Source organism: Mycobacterium sp. (assembly GCF_965229105.1).
GTDB lineage: Bacteria > Actinomycetota > Actinomycetes > Mycobacteriales > Mycobacteriaceae > Mycobacterium.
This window is the reverse complement of sequence record NZ_OZ245858.1, coordinates 1,147,938-1,169,501: the sequence shown is the minus strand read 5'-3', so window position 1 is coordinate 1,169,501 and position 21,564 is coordinate 1,147,938. Positions and strand designations below refer to the sequence as shown.

General features: G+C 64.8%; 20 protein-coding genes. 13 read left to right on the top strand and 7 right to left on the bottom strand.

What is annotated here, in order from left to right:
• The first annotated feature begins 27 nt into the window (after positions 1–27).
• The 3 genes from ADBZ9O_RS05600 to alc all read left to right on the top strand — a co-directional run bounded on the left by ADBZ9O_RS05600 (position 28) and on the right by alc (position 2,323).
• The gene (locus ADBZ9O_RS05600) at positions 28–516 is read left to right on the top strand and encodes an inorganic diphosphatase (RefSeq protein ID WP_526529185.1); all 489 of its coding nucleotides are present in this window, start codon (positions 28–30) and stop codon (positions 514–516) included.
• A 212-nt stretch (positions 517–728) separates the two neighbouring features.
• Entirely contained in the window at positions 729–1,250 is a 522-nt protein-coding gene (locus ADBZ9O_RS05595; RefSeq protein WP_526529183.1) for a 2-oxo-4-hydroxy-4-carboxy-5-ureidoimidazoline decarboxylase, read from the top strand.
• Positions 1,251–1,279: 29 nt separating this feature from the next.
• Positions 1,280–2,323: an allantoicase gene (gene alc / locus ADBZ9O_RS05590; RefSeq protein WP_526532863.1), complete on the top strand. Its 1,044-nt coding sequence runs from the start codon at positions 1,280–1,282 to the stop codon at positions 2,321–2,323.
• A gap of 46 nt (positions 2,324–2,369) precedes the next feature.
• Here the strand turns inward: alc and ADBZ9O_RS05585 are convergent, their stop codons facing one another.
• The 4 genes from ADBZ9O_RS05585 to ADBZ9O_RS05570 form a co-directional block, all read right to left on the bottom strand.
• A complete protein-coding gene (locus ADBZ9O_RS05585) occupies positions 2,370–4,052 on the bottom strand; it encodes a hypothetical protein (protein ID WP_526529181.1) in 1,683 nt (560 codons plus the stop codon).
• A gap of 252 nt (positions 4,053–4,304) precedes the next feature.
• Positions 4,305–5,006, bottom strand: a complete 702-nt coding sequence (locus ADBZ9O_RS05580; RefSeq protein WP_526529179.1) for a hypothetical protein — start codon at positions 5,004–5,006, stop codon at positions 4,305–4,307.
• A gap of 2 nt (positions 5,007–5,008) precedes the next feature.
• Positions 5,009–5,698, bottom strand: a complete 690-nt coding sequence (locus tag ADBZ9O_RS05575) for an MspA family porin (RefSeq protein WP_526529177.1) — start codon at positions 5,696–5,698, stop codon at positions 5,009–5,011.
• 414 nt (positions 5,699–6,112) lie between these two features.
• Positions 6,113–6,802, bottom strand: coding sequence for an MspA family porin (locus ADBZ9O_RS05570; RefSeq protein WP_526529175.1), 690 nt, complete (start codon positions 6,800–6,802; stop codon positions 6,113–6,115).
• A gap of 402 nt (positions 6,803–7,204) precedes the next feature.
• Between ADBZ9O_RS05570 and ADBZ9O_RS05565 the strand changes: the two genes are divergently transcribed.
• Genes ADBZ9O_RS05565 through ADBZ9O_RS05555 form a run of 3 tightly spaced genes read left to right on the top strand, consistent with a single transcriptional unit; the run spans position 7,205 to position 9,173 of the window.
• Complete coding sequence (locus tag ADBZ9O_RS05565; RefSeq protein ID WP_526529173.1) at positions 7,205–7,771, top strand: Rv2240c family protein; 567 nt, start codon at positions 7,205–7,207, stop codon at positions 7,769–7,771.
• Positions 7,772–7,776: 5 nt separating this feature from the next.
• On the top strand, positions 7,777–8,451 hold the full coding sequence (locus tag ADBZ9O_RS05560; protein ID WP_526529171.1) for a sensor domain-containing protein: 675 nt from the start codon (positions 7,777–7,779) through the stop codon (positions 8,449–8,451).
• Positions 8,452–8,492: 41 nt separating this feature from the next.
• Positions 8,493–9,173, top strand: coding sequence for a hypothetical protein (locus tag ADBZ9O_RS05555; protein ID WP_526529169.1), 681 nt, complete (start codon positions 8,493–8,495; stop codon positions 9,171–9,173).
• On the opposite strand, the gene ADBZ9O_RS05550 is transcribed toward ADBZ9O_RS05555, so the two are convergent.
• Positions 9,170–9,610, bottom strand: a complete 441-nt coding sequence (locus ADBZ9O_RS05550; protein ID WP_526529167.1) for a hypothetical protein — start codon at positions 9,608–9,610, stop codon at positions 9,170–9,172. The two genes, ADBZ9O_RS05555 and ADBZ9O_RS05550, sit on opposite strands and share 4 nt — an antisense overlap.
• Positions 9,611–9,671: 61 nt before the next feature.
• Positions 9,672–10,724, bottom strand: a complete 1,053-nt coding sequence (locus tag ADBZ9O_RS05545) for a TerC family protein (RefSeq protein WP_526529165.1) — start codon at positions 10,722–10,724, stop codon at positions 9,672–9,674.
• Between the two features lie 374 nt (positions 10,725–11,098).
• On the opposite strand from ADBZ9O_RS05545, the gene ADBZ9O_RS05540 reads away from it, so the two are divergent.
• From ADBZ9O_RS05540 to ADBZ9O_RS05530, 3 genes are read left to right on the top strand one after another with little or no spacing between them, the layout of a single operon-like run.
• The gene (locus ADBZ9O_RS05540; RefSeq protein ID WP_526529163.1) at positions 11,099–15,028 is read left to right on the top strand and encodes a Pls/PosA family non-ribosomal peptide synthetase; all 3,930 of its coding nucleotides are present in this window, start codon (positions 11,099–11,101) and stop codon (positions 15,026–15,028) included.
• Positions 15,025–16,359 (top strand): M1 family metallopeptidase, encoded by a 1,335-nt coding sequence (locus ADBZ9O_RS05535; RefSeq protein ID WP_526529161.1) that lies wholly within the window; start codon positions 15,025–15,027, stop codon positions 16,357–16,359. Before ADBZ9O_RS05540 ends, ADBZ9O_RS05535 begins: the two co-directional genes overlap by 4 nt.
• The gene (locus tag ADBZ9O_RS05530; protein WP_526529159.1) at positions 16,356–17,621 is read left to right on the top strand and encodes a polysaccharide biosynthesis protein; all 1,266 of its coding nucleotides are present in this window, start codon (positions 16,356–16,358) and stop codon (positions 17,619–17,621) included. The genes ADBZ9O_RS05535 and ADBZ9O_RS05530 overlap by 4 nt, the downstream gene beginning before the upstream one ends.
• A gap of 58 nt (positions 17,622–17,679) precedes the next feature.
• Here the strand turns inward: ADBZ9O_RS05530 and ADBZ9O_RS05525 are convergent, their stop codons facing one another.
• Entirely contained in the window at positions 17,680–18,690 is a 1,011-nt protein-coding gene (locus tag ADBZ9O_RS05525) for an Lrp/AsnC family transcriptional regulator (RefSeq protein WP_526529157.1), read from the bottom strand.
• Positions 18,691–18,788: 98 nt separating this feature from the next.
• Between ADBZ9O_RS05525 and ADBZ9O_RS05520 the strand changes: the two genes are divergently transcribed.
• The 4 genes from ADBZ9O_RS05520 to ADBZ9O_RS05505 are packed head-to-tail and all read left to right on the top strand — an operon-like array spanning position 18,789 to position 21,501.
• Positions 18,789–19,532: an SDR family oxidoreductase gene (locus ADBZ9O_RS05520; RefSeq protein ID WP_526529155.1), complete on the top strand. Its 744-nt coding sequence runs from the start codon at positions 18,789–18,791 to the stop codon at positions 19,530–19,532.
• Positions 19,533–19,545: 13 nt separating this feature from the next.
• Positions 19,546–20,403, top strand: coding sequence for an LLM class flavin-dependent oxidoreductase (locus ADBZ9O_RS05515; RefSeq protein WP_526529153.1), 858 nt, complete (start codon positions 19,546–19,548; stop codon positions 20,401–20,403).
• 43 nt (positions 20,404–20,446) lie between these two features.
• Positions 20,447–21,148 carry a polyprenyl-phospho-N-acetylgalactosaminyl synthase PpgS gene (ppgS, locus tag ADBZ9O_RS05510; RefSeq protein ID WP_526529151.1) on the top strand — a complete coding sequence of 234 codons (702 nt, stop codon included), beginning with the start codon at positions 20,447–20,449 and terminating at the stop codon, positions 21,146–21,148.
• Positions 21,145–21,501: a DUF2304 domain-containing protein gene (locus ADBZ9O_RS05505; protein WP_526529148.1), complete on the top strand. Its 357-nt coding sequence runs from the start codon at positions 21,145–21,147 to the stop codon at positions 21,499–21,501. Before ppgS ends, ADBZ9O_RS05505 begins: the two co-directional genes overlap by 4 nt.
• Positions 21,502–21,564 lie beyond the last annotated feature (63 nt).

The window sequence follows — 21,564 nt, the reverse complement described above, 5'->3', positions numbered from 1 at the left end:
AGACCCCAATAACTAGGAGCCGTGACGGTGGAATTCGACGTAACCATCGAAATCCCAAAGGGACAGCGCAACAAGTACGAGGTTGACCACGAGACCGGACGGGTCAGACTGGATCGCTACCTCTACACCCCGATGGCATACCCGGCCGATTACGGCTTCATCGAGAACACTCTGGGTGAGGACGGCGACCCGCTCGACGCCCTGGTCCTGCTGCCGTTATCGGTCTTTCCCGGTGTGCTGATCGAAGCCCGCCCGGTCGGCATGTTCAAGATGGTCGACGAGGCCGGCGGCGACGACAAGGTCCTCTGCGTACCCGCGGGGGACCACCGCTGGGACCACATCCAGGACATCGGTGACGTGCCCACCGACGAGCTCGACTCGATCAAGCACTTCTTCATGCATTACAAGGACTTGGAACCGGGCAAGTTCGTCAAGGGCGCGGACTGGGTCGGCAAAGCCGAGGCCGAGGCCGAGGTCATTCGCTCACAGGAACGCTTCGTCCCGCACACGCACTGAGCTGCGCCGATGCAGAGCGAGGGACGAGCGATGAGGAGAAGTAGCTCAATCAGACCCTGAGCTGCGCCGATGCAGAGCGAGGGACGAGCGATGAGGAGAAGTAGCTCAATCAGGTCCTGAATCGTTTCGTCGGGTTGGTCACATCCGGAGGAATTAGCCCGGCTGTAACACGGGGTAACCTGCGCGTGTCCTGAGGCTTCGATCATGGCCAGATGCTGTTGCATCAGGGGATCGGGTTGGACGCGTTCAACGCGTTGCCCCGGCGAAAGGCTGTGCATGCGCTCTACGAGTGCTGCAACAGCCTAGAGCTCGCCGGGGACCTGGCCAGCGATCGTGACTACGCCGATCACGACGCGCTGTTCCGACGGGCGGACGCACTGCTGTTCGCCTTGCCGGAGGAGTCCATCGACGAAATCCTCGAGGCGTATCCGCATATCGGGCGTCGGCCGCGCAGCGCCAAATCCCATGCTGAGCAGTGCTCGGTATGGGATGACGATCCTGCGGTGATGGCCGAACTGTGGACGGCCGCGCAGCGCTACACCGAGCAATTCGGTTTCGGCCTGGTGATGTACGTGGACGGACTTGGTCCCGCCGATGTGTTGACCGCCATCGCCGACCGGTGCCATCACAGTGTGGAGACCGAACGCAAAGTGGTCCGCAACGAGCTGGCCAGGATCAACCGGACCCGACTGGAAAGGATGCTGGGACCCGAAGGTGGCTACCAGAACTGGTGAGTCGGGCACGATGACCCAGTTTCGTTAAGCTGCTGCCGGTGAGCACAGCACCGACCGGTCCGACATCGAATTCGCACTTTCTGTCCTTTCCCGATCTTGCGGCTCGGCCCGCGGGTGGCGCAGTGGTGTGGGCCAATGACGACCTGTTCGCCGAGCGGGAGAACCTGATCAAGCCCGCGCCCGCCGAGTTCCGCCCTGCGACGTTCGGCCACAAGGGTCAGATCTACGACGGCTGGGAAACCCGCAGGCGCCGTGGCGCGGGCCCGGATGCCTGCGATTCGGCGGTCGTACGCCTTGGCGTGCCGGGTATCGTGCGCGGCGTCGTTGTCGACACCGCCTGGTTCACGGGCAACTATCCCCCGCAGATCTCGGTCGAAGCGGCTCATCTTCCAGGCTATCCGTCGGTCGACGAACTGGTCGAAAAGACGCACTGGACAACGCTTGTGGATCGCACAGGAGTCAACGGCGACACCCGAAATCCGTTCAAAGTCGACTCGACGTCACGGTGGACGCACGTGCGGTTGTCGATCTATCCCGACGGCGGGGTGGCCCGGTTCCGCGTCCACGGCGAGGGCCTGCTCGACCCGAAGTTCGCCGAGAAGATGACCATCGATATGGCGGCACTGGAGAACGGTGGCCGAATAACGGCCTGTTCCAACATGTTCTACGGCTCACCGAATAACCTGCTGCTACCTGGGAACGCCAGGACGATGGGCGAAGGCTGGGAGACCTCGCGCCGACGGGACACCGGAAACGATTGGGTGCAGGTGCATTTGGCGAGCCAGGGCACTCTCAACGCCGCCGAGATCGATACGTCGTACTTCATCGGCAACGCGCCAGGGTCGGCCCGGTTGTCTGGCCGTGACGGGGACGGCGCCTGGTTCGATCTGCTGCCCACCACGGAGTTGCAGCCCGATACCCGGCATCGTTTCCTGATCGAGGATGATCGCCCGGTCACCGATGCGCGGCTGGATATCTACCCCGATGGCGGCATGGCCCGACTGCGCCTGTTCGGTGCGTTGACCGACGCAGGTCTGCAGGCCGTACGCGACAAATGGACTGCCAGCGCCTAATCGAAGCTAGACGCTGGCAGACCAAGCTGACGCAATCCCTTGCGTTCTACGCTTTGTCGCTCGACGCGCTGGCGGCCGACTTCGCCGCACCGGACGCCTTCTTTCCGTCGCTGTGCTTGACGGGCTTCGGGGCCGAGGAGCCGGAATCGCTACCGGCGTCGGCCCCGGTACCGGTGGGGGTCACCTTGACCTTGCCACCGCCGACTTCGTTGTCCACCGCGCTCTGGAGCTGCTTGAGGAAGCCACCCTGCAGTGCCGGCTTCTTCACCGTCGCCGACGGTGAAGCCGTCGTGGGCGCTTCGGTCTTCACCGCGGCCACCTCGGTGGTGTCGGTATCGGCCGGAGCTGCCTTGACCGCTGCCTTGACCGCAGACGCTGTCGCTGGTGTCGCGGTGCCACCGCCTGCGAGGAAGTTACCCACCACGGTGGCGTCGTACTGCAGTGACGCCGCGATGGATGGGGCGAGCCCGGCCAACGTGGTGTTCGCCGCGTCCAGGTTCGTCTTGAACGAGGAGGCGATCTGCTCGAACTGCCCGTTGACCAATTGCACAGCGACCGTGCTACCGACCTTGATATAGGCGTTCACGGCGTTGAAGACCGAAACATACTGCGCCGCAGTCAAAGGGAAGCCGGTCGGCAGCGCCTGCGCGCCGGTGGTGCCCGCCGCGAAGATATTGTTCGCGGTTTGGATCTGCAGACCCAGCACTTCCAACAGCGTCGGAGTGGCTGGCAGCGCCGTCGCCGTCACAGTCGCGGTGGTGGCGACGGCATCGGCTGTTTTGGTGGCTGCGGTAGCGGTTGCCCCCGGGGTGGTGAAGAAGTTGCCGATGACACCGAGGTCGTACTGCAGTGAGGCCGCGACCGACGGAGCGAGCCCGGACAACGCGGTGTTCGCCGCGGCCAGGTTCGTCTGGAATGACGTCCCGATCTGCTCGAACTGCCCGTTCACCAATTGGGCGGCTACCGTGCTGCCGACCTTGATGTATGCGTTGAGCACGTTGAAGACCGAAACATACTGTGCCGCAGTCAAAGGAAAGCCGGTTGGCAACGCCTGCGCGCCAGTGGTCCCGGCGGCGAGAATGTTGTTCACCGTCTGGATCTGCAGACCCAGCACTTCCAACAGCGTCGGATCAGCCGGCAGCGCGGTGGATGTCACGGCGGATACGGCTACGGTTTTGGCGTCAACAGTGGCGCTGGCCTCAGGGACCGTACCCCCGGTGCCCAGCGTGGCGAAGAAGGCCTGGATGACGCCGAGGTCGTACTGCAGTGACGCAGCAATCGACGGCGGGAGCCCCTGCAACGCAGCGACGGCCGCGGCCAGGTTCGTCTGGAATGACGGGGCGATCTGCTCGAACTGCCCGTTGACCAATTGCACAGCAACCGTGCTACCGACCTTGATGTAGGCGTTGAGTGCGGTAAAGACCGAAACGTACTGCGCCGCAGTCAAAGGGAAGCCGGTCGGCAGCGCCTGGGCGCCGGTGGTGCCCGCCGCGAAGATGTTGTTAGCCGTCTGAATTTGCAGACCAAGCACCTCCAGCGCGGTCGGTGTGGCAGGCAGGGCACTCGACGTTGTCGCAGTTGCCGCCGCGAGCTTCACCGCGGATGCGGCAGCGACCAGATCGCGCCCTGGGGCGGCAGCGAAAGCGCTGCCATCGGGGAGGGCGAGAGGCGCAGCAATGCACACCGCGCACAGTGCAGCGGCTGTGGGCTGCATCAACATAGTCCTCACGGGAACTCCTTCAGGCATGTGGGGGAACTGTGGATAACGCTATACCAGCAAACATATTGAGGTCGTACATTTCGGCCAGATTTTGCCGAACATTAATTGTTCGAAGACCTTGGTCCCCGCCATAAAGCATTCTTATACAACAGAATTAGGGTAGGGCTGACGAATGAGCCCGCCCCCGCAGATGGCAAATGCGGGGGCGGACGCACCGTCAATAGCAAACTCTTGGAGTTCTGAGATCACCCGCGGTGTCGATCAGCCTGCCGGCGGCGGTAAAACCACAGGCAGAATCGGTGCCGCCGGGTCGGAAGCCACCGGCGCCGCCGGATCTGGTTGGAACTGCACCAGCCCGGGCGGGATGTTGGTTCCCGGCGGCGGAGCAGTTCCCGGCAGCGGCTCGCCGAGCTGTTCCTGCGGCGCCTGGCCGAGCAGCGAGCCCTTGAGATTGCCGTTCTTGTACAGGTCGTGCCACTGCTTGAGATAGTCGATCCGGCCGAGATGCTCATTCTCGTCACCGGGCGCCACTCCGACCTGCGTGCCCTGGCCGGGAGCCGCTGGCTTCTCGTTCTGCGGCAGGATGTAAGCGTTGTTGATCGCGTCCAAATTGATCGGGGCCCCTGGCGCCCCCTGTCCAGGCGCCGAGGGAGCTACATTCTGCCCGAGCAGCGCCTGGGGGTTGGTGTCCAGCGTTACCGGGGTACCCAACGCGCCGGGAGCAGCCTCAGATCCGTTCTGCGCGAGGATATTGAAACCTTCAGGCCCCAATGGCGCGCCGAGTACCGGGATCGTCGGCCCCTGTGCCGGCGGTGGTAGCGGTGGCGCCCCCGGATCCACTACCGGCAGAGCCGGATCCACCGGGGGCGGGTCGGCGGCGGCGGTCGCCATGGAGGCGACCGCCGCTCCGACCGCAAGAACACCGAGTACCGCGATGTTCGCCACCGCAGTTTTGACAACCACGATTAGACGCTCTTGGTGACGCCGTAGTAGGCGACGACGTCGTCGGTGTCCGTCGTGGAGCTCGTCAGCGTGGCGTACGACCGGAGGAAAGACTGACCGGCGCAACCGTCGAGCTTGATGTGAACATCCTTGAGCGTCACGCGAGCTGGCGCGGCCTTGAACGTCTTCTTGTCGACAGACACGTTGGTGACGGTGCCCGGCTTCAGGTGGATTTCCAGTGTGCCCGAGATCGGCATCGAGACGCCGGTGGGAACCAGACCGCCGGTGATGTTCGAACCCGAGGTGCTGAGACCGATCGAGCCGATGAGCCTGACCTGACCGAGCTCTATACCGCAGCCGATCTGGTAGCCGGCCTCCAGCACACCACCGGACAGCGTGGTCTTACCGCTGCCCGTGACGTTCCCGGTGAAGGTGCCTGCGACGAGGTACTCGCGCGAGGAGACGGCGGTGGTCAGCGGTGCCACTGGAAGCTCGGTCTCATCCTTACCGGCCACAGTCAGAACCCAGCCGTCCGGAGTGGTCACAACCCCGGGCTCGGCGGATGCGACGATGCCGGTGTCCGGCGGGGGGCCCGCGTCACCGACGGGCTGCACCGCGGGATCCGGGGGCGGCGGGTCGGCCAACGCCAGAGGCGCCGCACCGACAGAGGCCAACGTGCAGACAGCAGCCAGGGTGGCGAAACGATTCAACATACTTGTAGCAGCGCCTCTCGTGGACTGAATCCCAAAGGATCCAGAAGAACTAGGTCGTGGTCCAAATCCAATGAGTCCAAGGGATCTGTCGCGTCGAATCATGGACGGGTCGAGTTGCCAAACGGTGAACTCAATGCCAACAACTCACGCCGCATTGCAATCCAATAAGCGTTTTGACAAAGTGCCCTAATTCTGCGAAGTTGCTGTGAGTTTTTTGGCGGACGCACGTAATAATTCTGCCTCTGCTAAGCAATTCCTCGGCGGGCATTTCGCCCGCATTTAAGCACGCAAAAAGCCGGACCCGCAATACGGGTCCGGTAGGCGCACGAACGAGCAGATGATCGAGCGGGAGATGACAGAGCCAGAGCGTGGCCGAGCCGGCTGGACCGGCTCAGCCACGCTACGCAGTATGCGTCAGACGGCTTTGGTGACGCCCAGATAGGTGACGACGTCGTCGGTGTTGTCGGTGGAGCTCGTCAGCGTCGCATACGACCGGATGAACGACTGGCCGGCGCACTGATCGAATTTCACGCGGACACCGGTGACAGTGACGCGGGTACCCGTGCCCTTAAACGACTTCTTGTCCAGCGGGACGATGTTGACGGTGCCGGGCTTGAGGTAGACCTTGCCCTGCAGGCTGATGCCGGTACCGAAGGTGGGCGTATTTGAGCCGGTCAGCGGGATGCCGATACCCGGCGTGAAGGAGACGCCCGGGTTGATCTCCTCCTCGTCGGAGATGATGCCGCAACCGATCTGGACCCCGGCTTCCATCGTTCCGCCGGTCAGCTTCGTCTTGCCGGAACCCGAGACCTTACCGGTGAACGTGCCACCGACGAGGTACTCGCGCGATGAGATCGCGGTCGTCAGCGGTGCCACCGGAAGCTGGCTCTCGTTGCTACCAGATATGGTCACGGTCCAGCCGTCGGGAGTGACCAGCACTCCTGGCGGCGCGGACGGAACGGCGCCGGTGTCCGGCGGGGGGCCCGCGTCACCGACGGGCTGCACCGCGGGATCCGGGGGCGGCGGGTCGGCCAACGCCAGAGGCGCCGCACCGACAGAGGCCAACGTGCAGACAGCAGCCAGGGTGGCGAAACGATTCAACATACTTGTAGCAGCGCCTCTCGTGGACTGAATCCCAAAGGATCCAGAAGAACTAGGTCGTGGTCCAAATCCAATGAATCCAAGGGATCTGTCGCGACGAATCATGGACGGGTCGAGTTGCCAAACGGTGAACTCAATGCCAACAACTCACGCCGCATTGCAATCCAATAAGCGTTCCGAACCTTCTCGCCGAAACCTGAAATTGTGGGGTATACAGCCGATACTGAGCCGCGATTGCCATTCCCAGTTTTAATACACCCAATGAGTTCTGATGTGTAATCAGCCATTGGGCCCCCGTTCAGCTGCCGGACATGTGACCCATCGACCGTGTAGGAGCCAGCCATGCAGGGAGGCTGACTACCACGGAGGCAATCGTTGAGGTCACCACACGCTTACCGGCGAGCATTGGCAATATCGTTGTGCGCGTTCAGCTTCGGGCTGGCGATCGGGCCGATAGCATCCGCCGAGCCCGGTGACGCGGCTCAGCCCGGTCCGGCAGCCCCAGACCCGGCCGCCCCGGACCCGGCGGCTCAGGTGACGCAGTATTACCCGGGCGGGGATCCCGCATCGGTTCCGGTGGACAGCGCCGACGGCTCCGATCCCGCGGTCGCGGCCTGCTCCCAGTTCGCCGTAGCGTTGGACACCGCCTCGTCGTTTTACGGTGATTTCGCCGACTCGATCGACGGCACAGTGCGTCCGGATTACGCAGACCCGGCTGTCGATCAAAGCAACCTGACCGGCCGGACCGCACTTCGCCAGGCCGCGTCCCTGGCGATGTCCGCCGCCAACACACCAGGTGTCGCACCAGAAATCGCCGATCCGATGCGGTCATGGTCCTTCGGTGCCACCAAACTCCTGGTCAAGATGGGGCTGCGCACCACAGGCGACTACATGAACGTCACGGCCACGGATATGAACCAGGACGCTGGTAACGCCCAGATGGCCTGTGCCAATGCCGGTACACACGCCTGATACCGGTGATTAATCGCGCATTCGGTGCGCTGGTACTTCTGCTCACGTTGGTCGGATGCTCGACTGCGGCTCCGGCAATCGCACCACCGAGGATGGTCGAGGCGAGTGCGCTGGAGGCAATGCTGCTGAGCCCCAAGGATATCGACGCGGTCATGGCAACCTCGGGGATGACGCCACAGGCCCTCGTCACCCAGATGGGCGATCACCGGCAACTGCTCCCGAACCTCAATTGTCTTGGCGTGTGGCAGGTAGACGAAGTCGGGGTGTACGGCGACAGCGGGTGGAGTGCACTGCGGCAAGTGATGATGCGGACACCCAATGCCGAACAGTGGGATGACCTCGTCGTGCAGTCGGTGGTGACCTATCACTCGGTTGAGGACGCCAGGAAGTTCTTCACCGAATCTGCGGACCGGTGGTCGAAATGCACCAACCACCACGTCAACATCACCCTCAACGGAACCCCGTTGCCCAAATGGCTATCCGGTGACCTCACCAAAACCGACAACCGGCTCGCTATTCCAGTGACGCGGGGCAGCGGTGATCAGACGCGGGCCTGCCAACGGGTGCTCTCGGTCGCGGTCAACGTGGTCATCGACGTCCAGGCGTGTACGGCAGCAGGGTCCACAGTCACCCAGGCGGGCACCATCGCCGACAGGATCGAATCCGCGTTGCCGGCTTGACCAAGTAAGTGTGTCCCCGGTTTTGGCTTAATCTGGGTTGAGTGGACTCGGTGCTGCATTACTGGTGGCTGATCTTTCCGCTCGGCGGGGTGATCGGCGGTGGTGTTCGTGCGATTTCGGCGGCCAACGAGCGGCGGGCCGAGCGTCGCCTTGAGCGGTACCGCATCAAACAGCAGACGAAGATCGCGATGGCTGAAGCGTCGGGTCGCTCCCGCGACGACCAATCACTGCGCCGACGCGAAGTGCAGAAGGTAGAGGCCGAGCACTCCGATACCGACAATCGTTGGCTGGCTTACGAATTGGATATCGCCAAGCTGTTGGACTTTCCGGTGATGACCGATCTGCGTGACCCGCTGACCGTGGCGTTTCACAAGGCAAAGCGACGCGCGGACCTGCTCCGGCCAGACACTGTCGAGGAGATTCTCGGTGACCGGGCAGCACAGCTCGAATACCGCGACGCCGTCCACGATTACGTCAGTGCCTTCGATATCGCCGAGGCAGAGGCGACGCGTCGCCGACGCAGCGACTTCTCCTCTGTTGATCAGGAACGCCTGGCCAAGGCTCAGAGCCTGCTGCGACTGGCCGGCGACGCGGCTGCCACGCAGCAGGAGCGGCAGAACGCCTATTCGCGGGCGCGCGCCGAACTGACCGGGCTGATCGCCCTGCCTGCCGCAGCCGTCGCGAGCATCGAACGCACGATCGCGGGTGAACTGGAGTCCTAAGCGGCTGCGTTCAGACGGACCGCGAGGCGAGCCCGCGTGGCTTCGGCCAACGCCCGGATGTCCTGGTCCGGCGCTGCGGAAATCAGCGTGACGCCGTCGGCGACACCCGCGACGAAGATATCGGCGATCAAGCCGGCCAGACCGTCGAGCGTGCCGGTGTACCGCACCGAGTCCGGAGCGTCATCCGGTTCCTTCGCCATCCCGCGACGCGCGGACCGGTAATCCTCGGCCACCAACACGGTGACGTCGAGGACCACCGACACGCTGTCCTCTCGGCTGCGAATGCGGGTCCGGGCCCGCTGGGCCTGCTGCAGGTCCGATGCGGTGATCCGCACCGCGGGCGCCACGTCCGAGGTCAGTTCAACCCACTCAGCCTCAGCTGAGTCGGCGACGAAAACCCGGGGCGCGCGGGGTACGGCTCGTTCGTTGGCGGACACGCAGCCCACGTTAGGGGTACTGCGACGCCCCGTCGACTCTTGCAATCAGAACGAGTTCAACTCACTCCGTGGCCGCTGCGTCCGTTTCCCGGGCCGGCTCGCCCTTCGTGGCGTCATCCTTGTTGGCTTCGTCTTTCTTAGCGTCGTCCTTCTTGTCATCGTTGCGCGTCTTGTAGAGGCTGGCGATCGTCGTGATGACAAGAGTCACGATGATGACGCCAAGACTCCACAGCGTCGGGATCTCGAAGACGTGAACCGGCTCGCCGCCGTTGATGAACGGCACCTCGTTCTCATGCAGTGCGTGCAGCACCAACTTCACGCCGATGAAGAACAGGATGAACGCCAGCCCCTGCGACAGGTAGACGAGTCGTTTGAGCATGTCGCCGAGCAGGAAGTACAGCTGGCGCAGACCCATCAACGCAAAGACGTTGGCGGTGAAGACGATGTACGGCTCGCGGGTCAGCCCGTAGATGGCGGGGATGGAGTCGAGCGCGAACAGCAGATCGGTGGTGCCCAACGCGACGATCACCAGGAACATCGGCGTCATCACCCGTTTGCCGTTTTCCTTGACCCAGAGCTTGAGACCATCCCACTTGTCGGTGAGGCTCAGGTGGCGGCGGGCGAACTTGACCACGGTGTTCTCACCGTCGTCATCGTGTTCCTTATCGCGGGCCAGGTTCCAGGCGGTGTAGACCAGGAACGCGCCGAAGATGTAGAAGATCCAGGAGAACTGCTCGATCGCAACGGCACCGAGGGCGATGAAGATTCCGCGGAAGATCAGCGCCAGGATGATGCCGATCAGCAGCGCCTCCTGCTGGTACTTCCTCGGCACGTTGAAGCTGGCCATGATGATCAGGAAGATGAACAGGTTGTCCACCGAGAGGCTGTATTCGGTGAGCCAGCCGGCGAAGAACTCAAGCCCGAACTGCCCGCCGTGGAAGAACCACACCCAGATGCCGAAGGCGACGGCGAGGCCGACGTAGAACGACAGCGCGATCGCGCATTCCCTGAACGTCGGTTCGTGCGGTCGCCTGGCGATATAGATGATGTCGAACAGCAGGATTGCGATCGTCACACCCAGGGTGACGATCCATTCGAGCTGGGTTACGTTCATACGGTGGGGCCTCCGGTCGTCAACAAAACGGCCGAGGTCTCTTCCACCGCTTGACCTGCAAGCGATCCACGGCGCCGGCCGTCCGATTACGGACAACGTGATGACGACACCGCAGCGAAGGAATACTCCCCTCTGCCACCATTGTGGCAGGTGGTCTACCCATTTTCCCAACGAGTCCCACCGCAACGGTGGCGGAAACTGCGCTACCAGGCATTTCGGTGACCGGCGGCCCGTCCGTGGGCAGTAAAGGGACGCCGCAGTGCGGGTACTACACGGGGTATGTCGCCGCTGCGCCGGCCTTCGGGGTCGCGGCGGACATCGTTCACCGTGTCCGGCGCGGGCGCGTCACCGATACCGCTTAGTATTTTCCTACTGTGGCAGCGGAACTTGCGGGGCTCATTCCGGCGCAGTACCTCCTGTCGGCGCAGGCGCCGGAAGCGCGGACTCTGGTCGACATCCTCTATGAGACGGCGGCGCGATTCCCCGATGCGCCGGCCCTTGACGACGGCACGGTTCAACTCACCTACAGCGAGCTGATCGCCGATATCGAGGACAGCGTCAACTGGCTGGCGGCCCGCGGCATCGGCCGTGGTGACCGGATCGGCATCCGGATGCCGTCGGGCAGCTATGCGCTCTACGTTGCGATCCTCTCGACACTCGCCGCGGGTGCGGCCTACGTACCGGTCGACGCCGACGATCCACCGGAGCGCGCCGACCTCGTCTTCACCGAGGCCGGCGTGGTCGCGGTGATCACCGAGGCAGGGCTGATTCGCGGCACGGGTTCGTCGCGCGGCTGGCGCGCGACGGCACCGCTGAGTCGCGACGACGCCTGGATCATCTTCACCTCCGGGTCCACCGGTACCCCCAAAGGCGTGGCCGTGACCCATCGCAACGCCGCCGCCTTCGTCGACGCTGAAGCCCAGATGTTCTTGCGGGACAACCCGATCGGGCCCGGCGACCGGGTGCTGGCCGGTTTGTCGGTGGCGTTCGACGCATCATGTGAGGAGATGTGGCTGGCCTGGCGCTATGGCGCCTGCCTGGTGCCAGCACCTCGCTCGCTGGTCCGCAGCGGGATGGACCTGGGCCCGTGGCTGGTCTCGCGGGACGTGACAGTGGTGTCGACGGTTCCGACGCTGGCCGCACTGTGGCCCGCCGAAGCACTGGAAGCGGTGCGGCTGTTGATCTTTGGTGGTGAGGCCTGCCCGCCCGAGCTCGCCGAGCGGTTGGCTGTCGACGGGCGTGAGGTGTGGAACACCTACGGCCCCACCGAGGCCACCGTGGTGGCGTGCGCCGCGAAACTGGATGGCCGCAGCCCGGTCAGTATCGGGTTGCCACTGCCGGGCTGGGACCTCGCCGTGGTCGACAAGGCCGGTAATCCCGTCGAGATCGGTCAGATAGGCGAGCTGGTGATCGGTGGCGTCGGGCTGGCGCGCTACCTAGACCCGGAAAAAGACGCCGAAAAATACGCCGCCATGCCGACGTTGGAGTGGAATCGGGCCTATCGCAGCGGTGACCTGGTCCGGCTGGAACAAGACGGCCTGTACTTCCAGGGCCGCGCCGACGATCAGGTCAAGGTCGGCGGTCGGCGCATCGAACTCGGCGAGGTCGATTCTGCGCTGGTCAACCTGCCCGGGGTGTCCGGTGGCGCGGCCGCGGTCCGCCGGACCGCCAGCGGCACCCCGCTGCTGGTCGGCTATATCGCCAGCGCCGACCCGGCGTTCGACGTCAACGCCGCGCGCGCCGCGCTGAGCGAGTCGCTGCCTGCGGCCTTGGTACCGCGGCTGGTCCTGCTCGACGAACTGCCCACCCGCACGTCGGGCAAGGTGGACCGCAACGCGCTGCCCTGGCCCCCACCAGGCGCAGGTGCGGAAGACGAGGAACCCGATCTCGGCGGCACCATGGGGTGGCTGGCCGGTCTGTGGCGCGACGTCCTCGGCGCGGGAATCGACGGACCGGAAGCCGATTTCTTCGCCCTCGGCGGTGGCTCGCTGTCGGCGGCACAATTGGTCGCCGCGCTGCGCCAGCGCTATCCCACACTGACCGTCGCCGAGCTGATGGACCATCCCCGGCTCGGTTCGCTGGCCGGTTTCCTCGACGAACTGGATCCACCGATCACGGTCGTCCCACGGGATGTGAAGCCGACCCCGCTGTTCACCCAGGCAGCGCAGGTGGCGCTGTCTTTGCCGTTGACCACGCTGACCGCATTGCAGTGGGTGACGTGGCTGGCCCTGCTCAACAACGTGGTCAGTGCATTTCATCCGATGCCGTGGCTTGTTCCCATCAGTTGGTGGTGGGTCGTCGCCGCATTCATCGCCTTCATCAGCCCGTTCGGCCGAATGGGCATCGCGGTGCTGTTCTCCCAGATGCTGCTCTCCGCACTCGAACCCGGCACCTACCGTCGCGGCGGATCCGAACACATGCGGGTGTGGCTGGCTGAACGTCTGGCCGATGCCAGCGGCGCCGAGAACATGGCAGGCGCGCCGTGGCTGGTGTACTACGCCCGCGCGCTGGGTAACAAGGTCGGCAAGGGCGTGGATCTGCATTCGGCGCCCCCGGTGACCGGGATGCTATCCCTGGGCCACCGCAGCTCCATCGAGCCGGAGGTCGATCTGTCGGGGCACTGGATCGATGGCGACCTGTTCCATGTCGGAACCATCACCATCGGTAATGACGCCACCATCGGCGCGCGCACCACACTGCTACCCGGCGCGGTCGTCGGGAAGAACGCGGACGTCGCAGCCGGGTCCGGGGTGGTCGGCAAGGTCAAGAACGGTCAGTACTGGATGGGTTCACCGGCGATGAAGTCCGGTAAGGCCCGCCATCCATGGCCCGATCACCGGCCGCCGAGGGCGCCGGTCTGGGTGGCGATGTACGGCCTGACGTCGATACTGCTCGGCGCGATCCCGTTGGTCGCGTTGGCTGTCGGCTTCGCAGTCCTGGCCGTGGCGATGGCGGATTCGGCGACGCTGGGCGACGCTATCGTGTCGGCGCTGCCGTGGGTGCCGGTGGCGACCCTGGTGTCGGTGTTCGTCTACGCGGGCGCGACGGTGATCGGGGTGCGGCTGATGTCGGTCGCGATGAACGAGGGATACCACCCGGTGCGCAGCAGGGTGGGCTGGCAGCTGTGGACCACCGAACGGCTGATGGACTCCGCCCGCAACTACCTGTTCCCGCTCTACGCCAGCCTCCTGACACCATGGTGGTTGCGGCTCCTTGGCGCGTCGGTCGGCAAGGGCACCGAGATCTCCACTGCGTTGATGACGCCGAAATTCACGGTCATCGAAGACGGCGCCTTCCTCGCCGATGACACCATGGTCGCGTCCTATGAGCTGGGCGGCGGCTGGATCCACGTCGCCAAGACCACCATCGGGAAGCGGGCATTCCTGGGCAATTCCGGCATCACCCAACCGGGACGCCGGGTCCCCGAGGACGGTCTGGTGGCCGTGTTGTCAGCCACCCCACACAAGGCCAAGCGTGGATCGTCGTGGCTGGGCAGTCCGCCGGTCCGGCTGCGGCGCCAGCCGACCGCAGCCGATGTGCTGCGGACATTCCACCCGTCGACGCGGTTGAAGGTGATGCGCGGTGCGGTCGAGACCTGCCGACTGATCCCGATGATGGTGACCTTCCTGATCGGCGTGGGGGTGCTGGCCGCTCTGCAGTCATTGGCGGGCAACTTCGGCTTCGGCTGGACCGCACTGTTGGGCGGTGTAGTGCTGCTGGTGGCGGGAGCCGTCGCAGGTGGGATCGCTGTACTGGCGAAATGGGTTGTTATCGGCAGGATCCGGGCAGTCGAGCATCCCCTATGGTCCTCGTTCGTGTGGCGCAACGAGGTATCCGACACCTTCGTCGAGACCGTCGCCGCACCGTGGTTCGCCCGCGCCGCCAGCGGTACCCCGGTGATGAACCTGTGGCTACGCGGCCTGGGCGCCAAGATCGGCCGTGGCGTGTGGTGTGAAACCTATTGGCTCCCTGAGGCGGACTTGGTCACCCTCGGTAAAGGCAGCACCGTCAACCGGGGCTGCGTCGTGCAGACCCACCTGTTCCACGATCGCATCATGCGCCTGGACACTGTGATCATCGAAGAGGGCGCGACGCTGGGCACGCACTGCGTGGCCCTGCCCGCCTCGAAGCTGGGTGCCGGGTCAACCGTCGGGCCTGCGTCGCTGGTGATGCGCGGCGACGAAGTCCCGGCACACAGCCGTTGGCAGGGCAATCCGATTGCGCCGTGGCCGGTTCCACGAAAGAAGGCCCGCGAAGCGGCGAAGTCAAGCCCCGACCCGAGCCCTAAAGCGCCTGCCGCGTGAGAAAGAAGAAACCGGCCGATGCGCCAGTGATCGACCCCTACCTGCCCGACAACGGTAACTTCGGCTACCGGGTGTCGCGCTACGAGTTGGACCTGGAGTACAAGGTCGCGATCAACCGACTGTCCGGTACGGCCACCATCACCGCGGTTACGCTCGCGGCGCTGCGCACCTTCTCCCTTGACCTGTCGCACGCCCTTGCGGTTTCCAAGGTGTCGGTGAACGGCAGGCGGCCACAACATTTCAGCACCTCGGGCGACAAGCTGAACATCTCTCTGGCCACCCCACTGCCGGCCGGCGCCATGCTCAAGATTGTTATCCGCTACGGCGGATCGCCGAAACCCATTCGAAGTTATTGGGGTGAAGTCGGTTTCGAGGAGCTCTCCAACGGCGCGCTGGTCGCGGGCCAACCCAACGGCGCGGCGTCCTGGTTTCCCTGCGACGACCACCCCAGCGCGAAGGCCAGCTACCGGATCCAGATCAGCACCGACAGCCCCTACCGGGCAATTGCCAACGGCGAGTTGGTTTCCCGCCGGGTCCGCGCGGGTCTCACCACGTGGACCTACGAGCAGGCCGAGCCCATGTCGACGTATCTGGCCACGTTGCAGATCGGCATGTATGAGAGTTACAAGCTGGGCAAATCGGTGGTACCCCTCTACGGGGTGCTTCCGGCTCGATTGAAGCGCAACTTCGATCACGATTTCGCCCGACAGCCCCAGATGATGAAACTATTCGTCAAACTGTTCGGCCCTTACCCCCTGTCGTCGGGATACACCGTCGTGGTGACCGATGACGACCTGGAAATTCCCCTTGAGGCGCAGGGGCTTTCGATATTCGGCGCCAACCATTGCGACGGCTCTCGGCGCTCGGAGCGACTGATCGCCCACGAGATGGCGCACCAGTGGTTCGGCAACAGCGTGACGGTGCGGCGCTGGCGCGATATCTGGCTACACGAAGGCTTCGCCTGCTACGCCGAATGGTTGTGGTCGCAGGAGTCCGGTGCCCTCAGCGCCGACGGCCTGGCCCGCCAGTACCACCAGCGTCTGCGCGGCTCGGCGCAGAATCTGCTGCTCACCGATCCCGGCCCGCGAGATATGTTCGACGACCGGGTCTACAAACGTGGTGCGTTGACGCTGCACGCGCTGCGCGGCGTCATCGGGGATAAGAAATTCTTTGCGCTGCTTCAGGATTGGACGGCGCGCTACCGCCATTCCACCGCCGTGACCGACGATTTCACCGGGCTGGCCGCCAGCTACACCGACACCTCACTGCGCCCACTGTGGGATGCCTGGCTGTACTCAACTGCGGTCCCGCCCTTGGAAAACGGTTCGTGACAGACGCCGCTGTACCGACCGGTCCGGTCACCCGCAGTAGCGTCGCCAAAGTCGGGGTCGCCACCGCTGTCACCGCAGTGTGCGGTTACGCCGTGCTCTACCTGGCGGCCCGCGATCTCGATCCCGCCGGCTTCTCGATATTCGGCGTGTTCTGGGGCGCTTTCGGTCTGGTGAGCGGCGCTGCCTTTGGCTTGTTGCAACAGACCACCCGCGAGATCCGGCTGGCCAAGCATGTCGATCCGTCGCACCGCCCGATCACCAGGCCGCTCCGTGTCGGCGGCGTCGTCGGGTTGCTCGCCGCGGTGGCGATCGCGGTGACCGCTCCCCTGTGGTTATCGCATGTGTTCGCCGAATCGCGGGTGCTGTCGGTGGTGCTGCTCGCTGTCGGACTGGCTGGCTTCTGCGTGCACACCACCTTGCTGGGCATGCTGGCGGGCAATAACCACTGGGCGCAGTACGGCGCGCTGATGGTGACCGATGCCGTCATCCGGGTCGCTGTCGCGGTGGCAACCGTTGCGATCGGGTGGGGTCTGGTCGGCTTTTTGTGGGCCACCGTCGGCGGCGCGATTGCCTGGCTTCTGCTGTTACTCGCCTCGCCAACCACACGCATCGCCGCACACCTCGTCGCATACGAGGACACCCGCTCGTTCCTGCGTGGTGCCGGCCACGCAGTGGCCGCTGCGGGGGCCAGCGCGATCTTGGTGATGGGTTTCCCCGTGCTACTGAAGGCCACCTCAGGGGACTTGGGTTCCGCGGGCGGGGTGGTGATTCTTGCGGTCACGCTGACCCGCGCCCCACTGCTGGTCCCGCTGACGGCGATGCAGGGCAATCTGATTGCGCATTTCGTCGACCAACGACAACACCGCGTACGGGCGCTGTTGGGCCCTGGCGCGATGGTGATCGCGGTCGGGGCCGTCGGGGTGGTGTTGGCCTGGTGGGCCGGACCGTGGCTGCTGCGCACAGGGTTCGGTTCGGAGTACATCGCCAGTGGAACGCTGCTGGCCTGGCTGACCGCCGGCGCGGTGGCCATCGCGCTGCTGACGATCACCGGCGCCGCGGCAGCCGCGGCGGCCCTGCATCGCGCCTATTCCGTCGGGTGGATCTGTGCGACCGTCGCGTCCGCGCTCCTGCTGACCCTGCCGCTGGAACTGCAGACCCGCACCATCATCGCGCTGCTGTGCGGGCCGGTCGTCGGGATCGCGGTACATCTGGCGGCGCTGAGCCGAGTACCTGGCCGTGACAGCCTAACCAACGGAACCTGAACCGAGCAGAAGGCGAGCCTCTGCGGCAATTTCTTTGCGGCAGAGAAGGATCGGACGTTCAGCGCGCAGTGCGGGTGGGACGGGGATTGACCAGCCTGCCGTGGGTCACGAGCGATCCGTGTTGCTTGAGTCGCTGAGTGCGGATGTCGACCTCGTAGCTGCGGATCTCCTCGATCTGCCCGAGTTCCTCGCTGAGATACCGGTAGAGATCGTCGGTGTCTCGGCAGATAGCAATCGCCATCAGGTTCTTGGCTCCGCTGGTTGCGCCGGCAAACGCAATCTGGGAGTGCGCCGCAATGCGTTCGCCGACGCGGTCCAAAGCGCTGGACGCCACGGTCAGCCACAGCATGGCGCTGAGCTGGTAGCCGAGTCGTTCGGACAACACGTCCACGTCGTAGAGCAGCGCGCCGGACGCCTCCAGTGCCGCCATTCGCCTACCCACCCGCGCCACCGACCAGCCGGCGCGTGCGGCGAGCTTCGACTGCGGCGTTCGACCGTCCTCGGCGAGCGCCTCGAGGATCGGCCGGTCCTCGGGCACGGGCAGCGACAGTCGATCGAAGGAGATCGGGACCGTCCGCTCGGCCAGGATCTCCTCGGCCTGGCGATCGGAGAGCGTCTGGCCGTAGCCGGTCCACGGTGCGCTCGCAGGGCGGCCGAACGTATGCAGCAGTAGGTCGATGGTCAGGTCGGTGACCGAGGTCGTTCGTGGCAGTAACCGCAGGAGCAAATCCTCCCTGTCATCACTCAGTGAGGCACGGATGACGCACACCAGGTCGGTCCATCCCGCCAGCACATTGGCGTGGGACACGTCCGGCCGACGCACCAGGGCTTCGGCGAGCTGCGGTATGCGGTCAGGTGCGGCACGCATTCGGCACACCCAGCTGGCGTCGCCGTCCACCCGCTGGTTCTCCAGCCCGACCACGCGCACCACGCCATCCCGGCGCAGCCGGCGGTAACGCCGGGCGACCGTCGGCTCAGTGGCCTCGACCACGGCGGCGATCCGGCGAAACGACACCCGGGGTGCGAGCTGCAGGGCATGCAGGATTTGTGCGTCTAATTGATCGAGCATGAAGTAAATGATGCGCTTCCGGCGATACCAATGAGGATTTCTATACGTATCTGCTCAGATGATGGGTGTTGAGGTGCGGTAACCAGCAGCCTGGAGTCATGGACATCACCGGCAACACCGTCTTGGTCACGGGTGGCGGCAGCGGAATCGGCCGCGGCCTGGCCGAAGCCCTGCATCGGGCCGGCAACCAGGTAGTGATCGCCGGTCGGCGTCGACAGCCGCTACAGGCCATCGCCAGCGCCAACCCGGGCATCGAATGGCGGCAACTGGATCTGGCCGACCGGGCCAGCATCACCAACCTGGCCGTCGAACTTGTCGACAGCCACCCCGGCCTGAACGTCCTGGTCAACAACGCGGGCGTCATGCAGACCGAGGATCTGCGGACCGGCGGGGTGACTGACATCGCCGAATCCACGGTGGCCGTCAACCTGGTGGGGCCCATCAGACTCACCGCGGCACTGCTGCCCACGCTGCTCGGACAGCAGCACGCCGCGATTGTCAACGTCACCTCTGCTTTGGCGTTCGTACCCAAAGCAGACGCGCCGAGCTACTCGGCGACCAAGGCGGGTCTGCACGCCTACACCGAGTCGCTGCGACATCAATTGCGCCGCACCCCGGTCCAGGTCATCGAGATCATTCCGCCGCGGGTGGAGACCGACATGCTCGCCGGGCAACGCGACGGCGCCGACGCGATGTCATTGGATGCCTTTGTCGCCGAGACGTTTTCGCTTCTGCAAAACCGGCCCGACGCGGTCGAGGTCGTTGTTGATGCCGCTGCACGCGCGCGCTTCGCCAGTCGCGACAACCACTACGCCGACATCTTCGAATCAATGAACCCTTAAGGAGTAACCACCCATGCACATCGGAATCGGATTGCCCAGCCACATCGCGCACGTTGCGGGGCCGTTGACCGCCGAGTGGGCCCGCCGAGCCGAGCAGCGCGGCTTCGCCCAGCTGGCCGCGATCGACCGACTGGTCTACGAAGGCCTCGACTCGATCATCGCACTGTCGGTGTCCGCGGGCGTGACCACCGATATCGCTTTGATGACCAATGTCTTACTAGCTCCGTTGTATCCGCCGGTGCTGTTGGCCAAGCAGGCCACCACTCTCGCCGACGCGTCCGGTGGTCGGCTCACCCTCGGTCTGGGCATCGGGAATCGGACCGACGACTACACCGCCGTCGGGGTGGACTTTCGGCGGCGCGGGCGCATCCTCGACGAGGTCGCCGCCCTGCTGCGCGAGGCGTGCGACGCCAAGGTCATCACCGGTGACAGGGCGCTCTGCCCGGCACCGGTGCGTATTCCGCTGCTCTTCGGTGGGCGGGTGGACGCGTCATTTCGCCGGGCCGTGACGATCGGCGACGGCTGGACTGCGGGGGCGCTGCGCGAATACGCCAGCCAGTCGGTGATCGCCGAGCGTGTGCGAGCGGCGTGGACGGAGGCGGGCCGCACGCAGCGCCCGTGGCTTCAGGCCTGCGTCAACTTCACCTTCGGCGACGCCGACACCGTCAACGCCGGTCGCGCGCACCTGCAGCGCTACTACGGCTTCAATCCCGATTACGCGGCCCTCAACGCTGCCGACATGCTCACCGCGCCCCAGGATGCGATGGAGACCGTCCGCGCCTACCGCGACCTGGGCTTCGACGGACTCGTCTTCTATCCCTGTGTCGCTGACATCGACCAGTTGGACCGCCTGGCCGACGCGGTGCTGTGATGACCGCGTCCGGATCGATGCGGACATGACCGGCGCGTAGCCTGTGGGCATCGAAACGCCCTATTCCGACGTCTGGATCGTCGTCCCCGCCTTCAACGAAGCGAGCGTCATCGGCGAGGTGATCGCCGAAGTCCGCTCTACCTTCGCCAACGTGGTGTGCGTCGACGACGGCAGCCGTGACGACACCGCAGCAGCCGCCTTGGCGGCCGGCGCGCACGTCGTCAAACATCCGGTGAACCTCGGTCAGGGCGCGGCGATCCAGACCGGTATCGAATACGCCCGCAGCCAACCCGGCGCGGCGGTATTCGCCACGTTCGACGCCGACGGACAACACCGCGTCAAAGATGTCGTGTCGATGATCGAGCGGCTCAGCACCGAGGACGTCGACATCGTGATCGGCACCCGATTCGCACAAGGTCCCCCGCCGCGGATGTCGGTCCTGAAGCGGGTGATTCTGCAGGCGGCCGCCCTGCTGAGCCCGAGCAGCCGGAAGCTGGGCCTCACCGATGCCCACAACGGGCTGCGCGTGTTCAACAAGACGGTCGCTGACGGCCTCAACATCACCATGAACGGGATGAGCCATGCCAGCGAGATCATCGCGCTCATCGTCGAAAACAAATGGCGCGCGGCCGAGGAGCCCGTCGAGATCCTCTACACCGACTACTCACTGAGCAAGGGCCAGCCGCTGCTCAATGGCGTGAACATCATCTTCGACGGTTTCCTGAGAGGGCGGATGCGACGATGAATTGGATTCAGGCGCTGCTCATCCTGGCGATCCTGGCCCTACTGGTCTACCTGCTGCGCTCACGGACCAGCGCCAAATCCAAGGCCTGGGTGAAGGTCGGCTACGTGCTCTTCGTCTTCGCGGCGGTCTATGCGATTCTGCGGCCCGATGACACCACGGTGGTGGCCAACTGGCTCGGCGTCGATCGCGGCGCCGACCTGATGGAATACGCGTTGATCATCGCGTTCGTGTTCACCACGCTGAGCACCTACCTGCGGTTCAAGGATCTGGAGCTCAAGTACGCCCGGCTGGCGCGGGCGGTGGCGCTGGAAGGCGCGCAACGTCCGACCCAGCCAACAACGGACGCCTCCTAGCGTGTGCAGGATATCGGTGCGATTGCGCTGAATTCGCGACGGCTTCCTGCACAGTCGGCGACG

Bases quoted from the DNA above. Each gene is read 5' to 3' on its own strand.
- ADBZ9O_RS05595 (WP_526529183.1), top strand. From the start codon at position 729: ATGCTGTTGCATCAGGGGATCGGGTTGGACGCGTTCAACGCGTTGCCC.
- ADBZ9O_RS05505 (WP_526529148.1), top strand. From the start codon at position 21,145: ATGAATTGGATTCAGGCGCTGCTCATCCTGGCGATCCTGGCCCTACTG.
- ADBZ9O_RS05520 (WP_526529155.1), top strand. From the start codon at position 18,789: ATGGACATCACCGGCAACACCGTCTTGGTCACGGGTGGCGGCAGCGGA.
- ADBZ9O_RS05575 (WP_526529177.1), bottom strand. From the start codon at position 5,698: ATGTTGAATCGTTTCGCCACCCTGGCTGCTGTCTGCACGTTGGCCTCT.
- ADBZ9O_RS05525 (WP_526529157.1), bottom strand. From the start codon at position 18,690: ATGCTCGATCAATTAGACGCACAAATCCTGCATGCCCTGCAGCTCGCA.
- ADBZ9O_RS05545 (WP_526529165.1), bottom strand. From the start codon at position 10,724: ATGAACGTAACCCAGCTCGAATGGATCGTCACCCTGGGTGTGACGATC.
- ADBZ9O_RS05515 (WP_526529153.1), top strand. From the start codon at position 19,546: ATGCACATCGGAATCGGATTGCCCAGCCACATCGCGCACGTTGCGGGG.
- ADBZ9O_RS05570 (WP_526529175.1), bottom strand. From the start codon at position 6,802: ATGTTGAATCGTTTCGCCACCCTGGCTGCTGTCTGCACGTTGGCCTCT.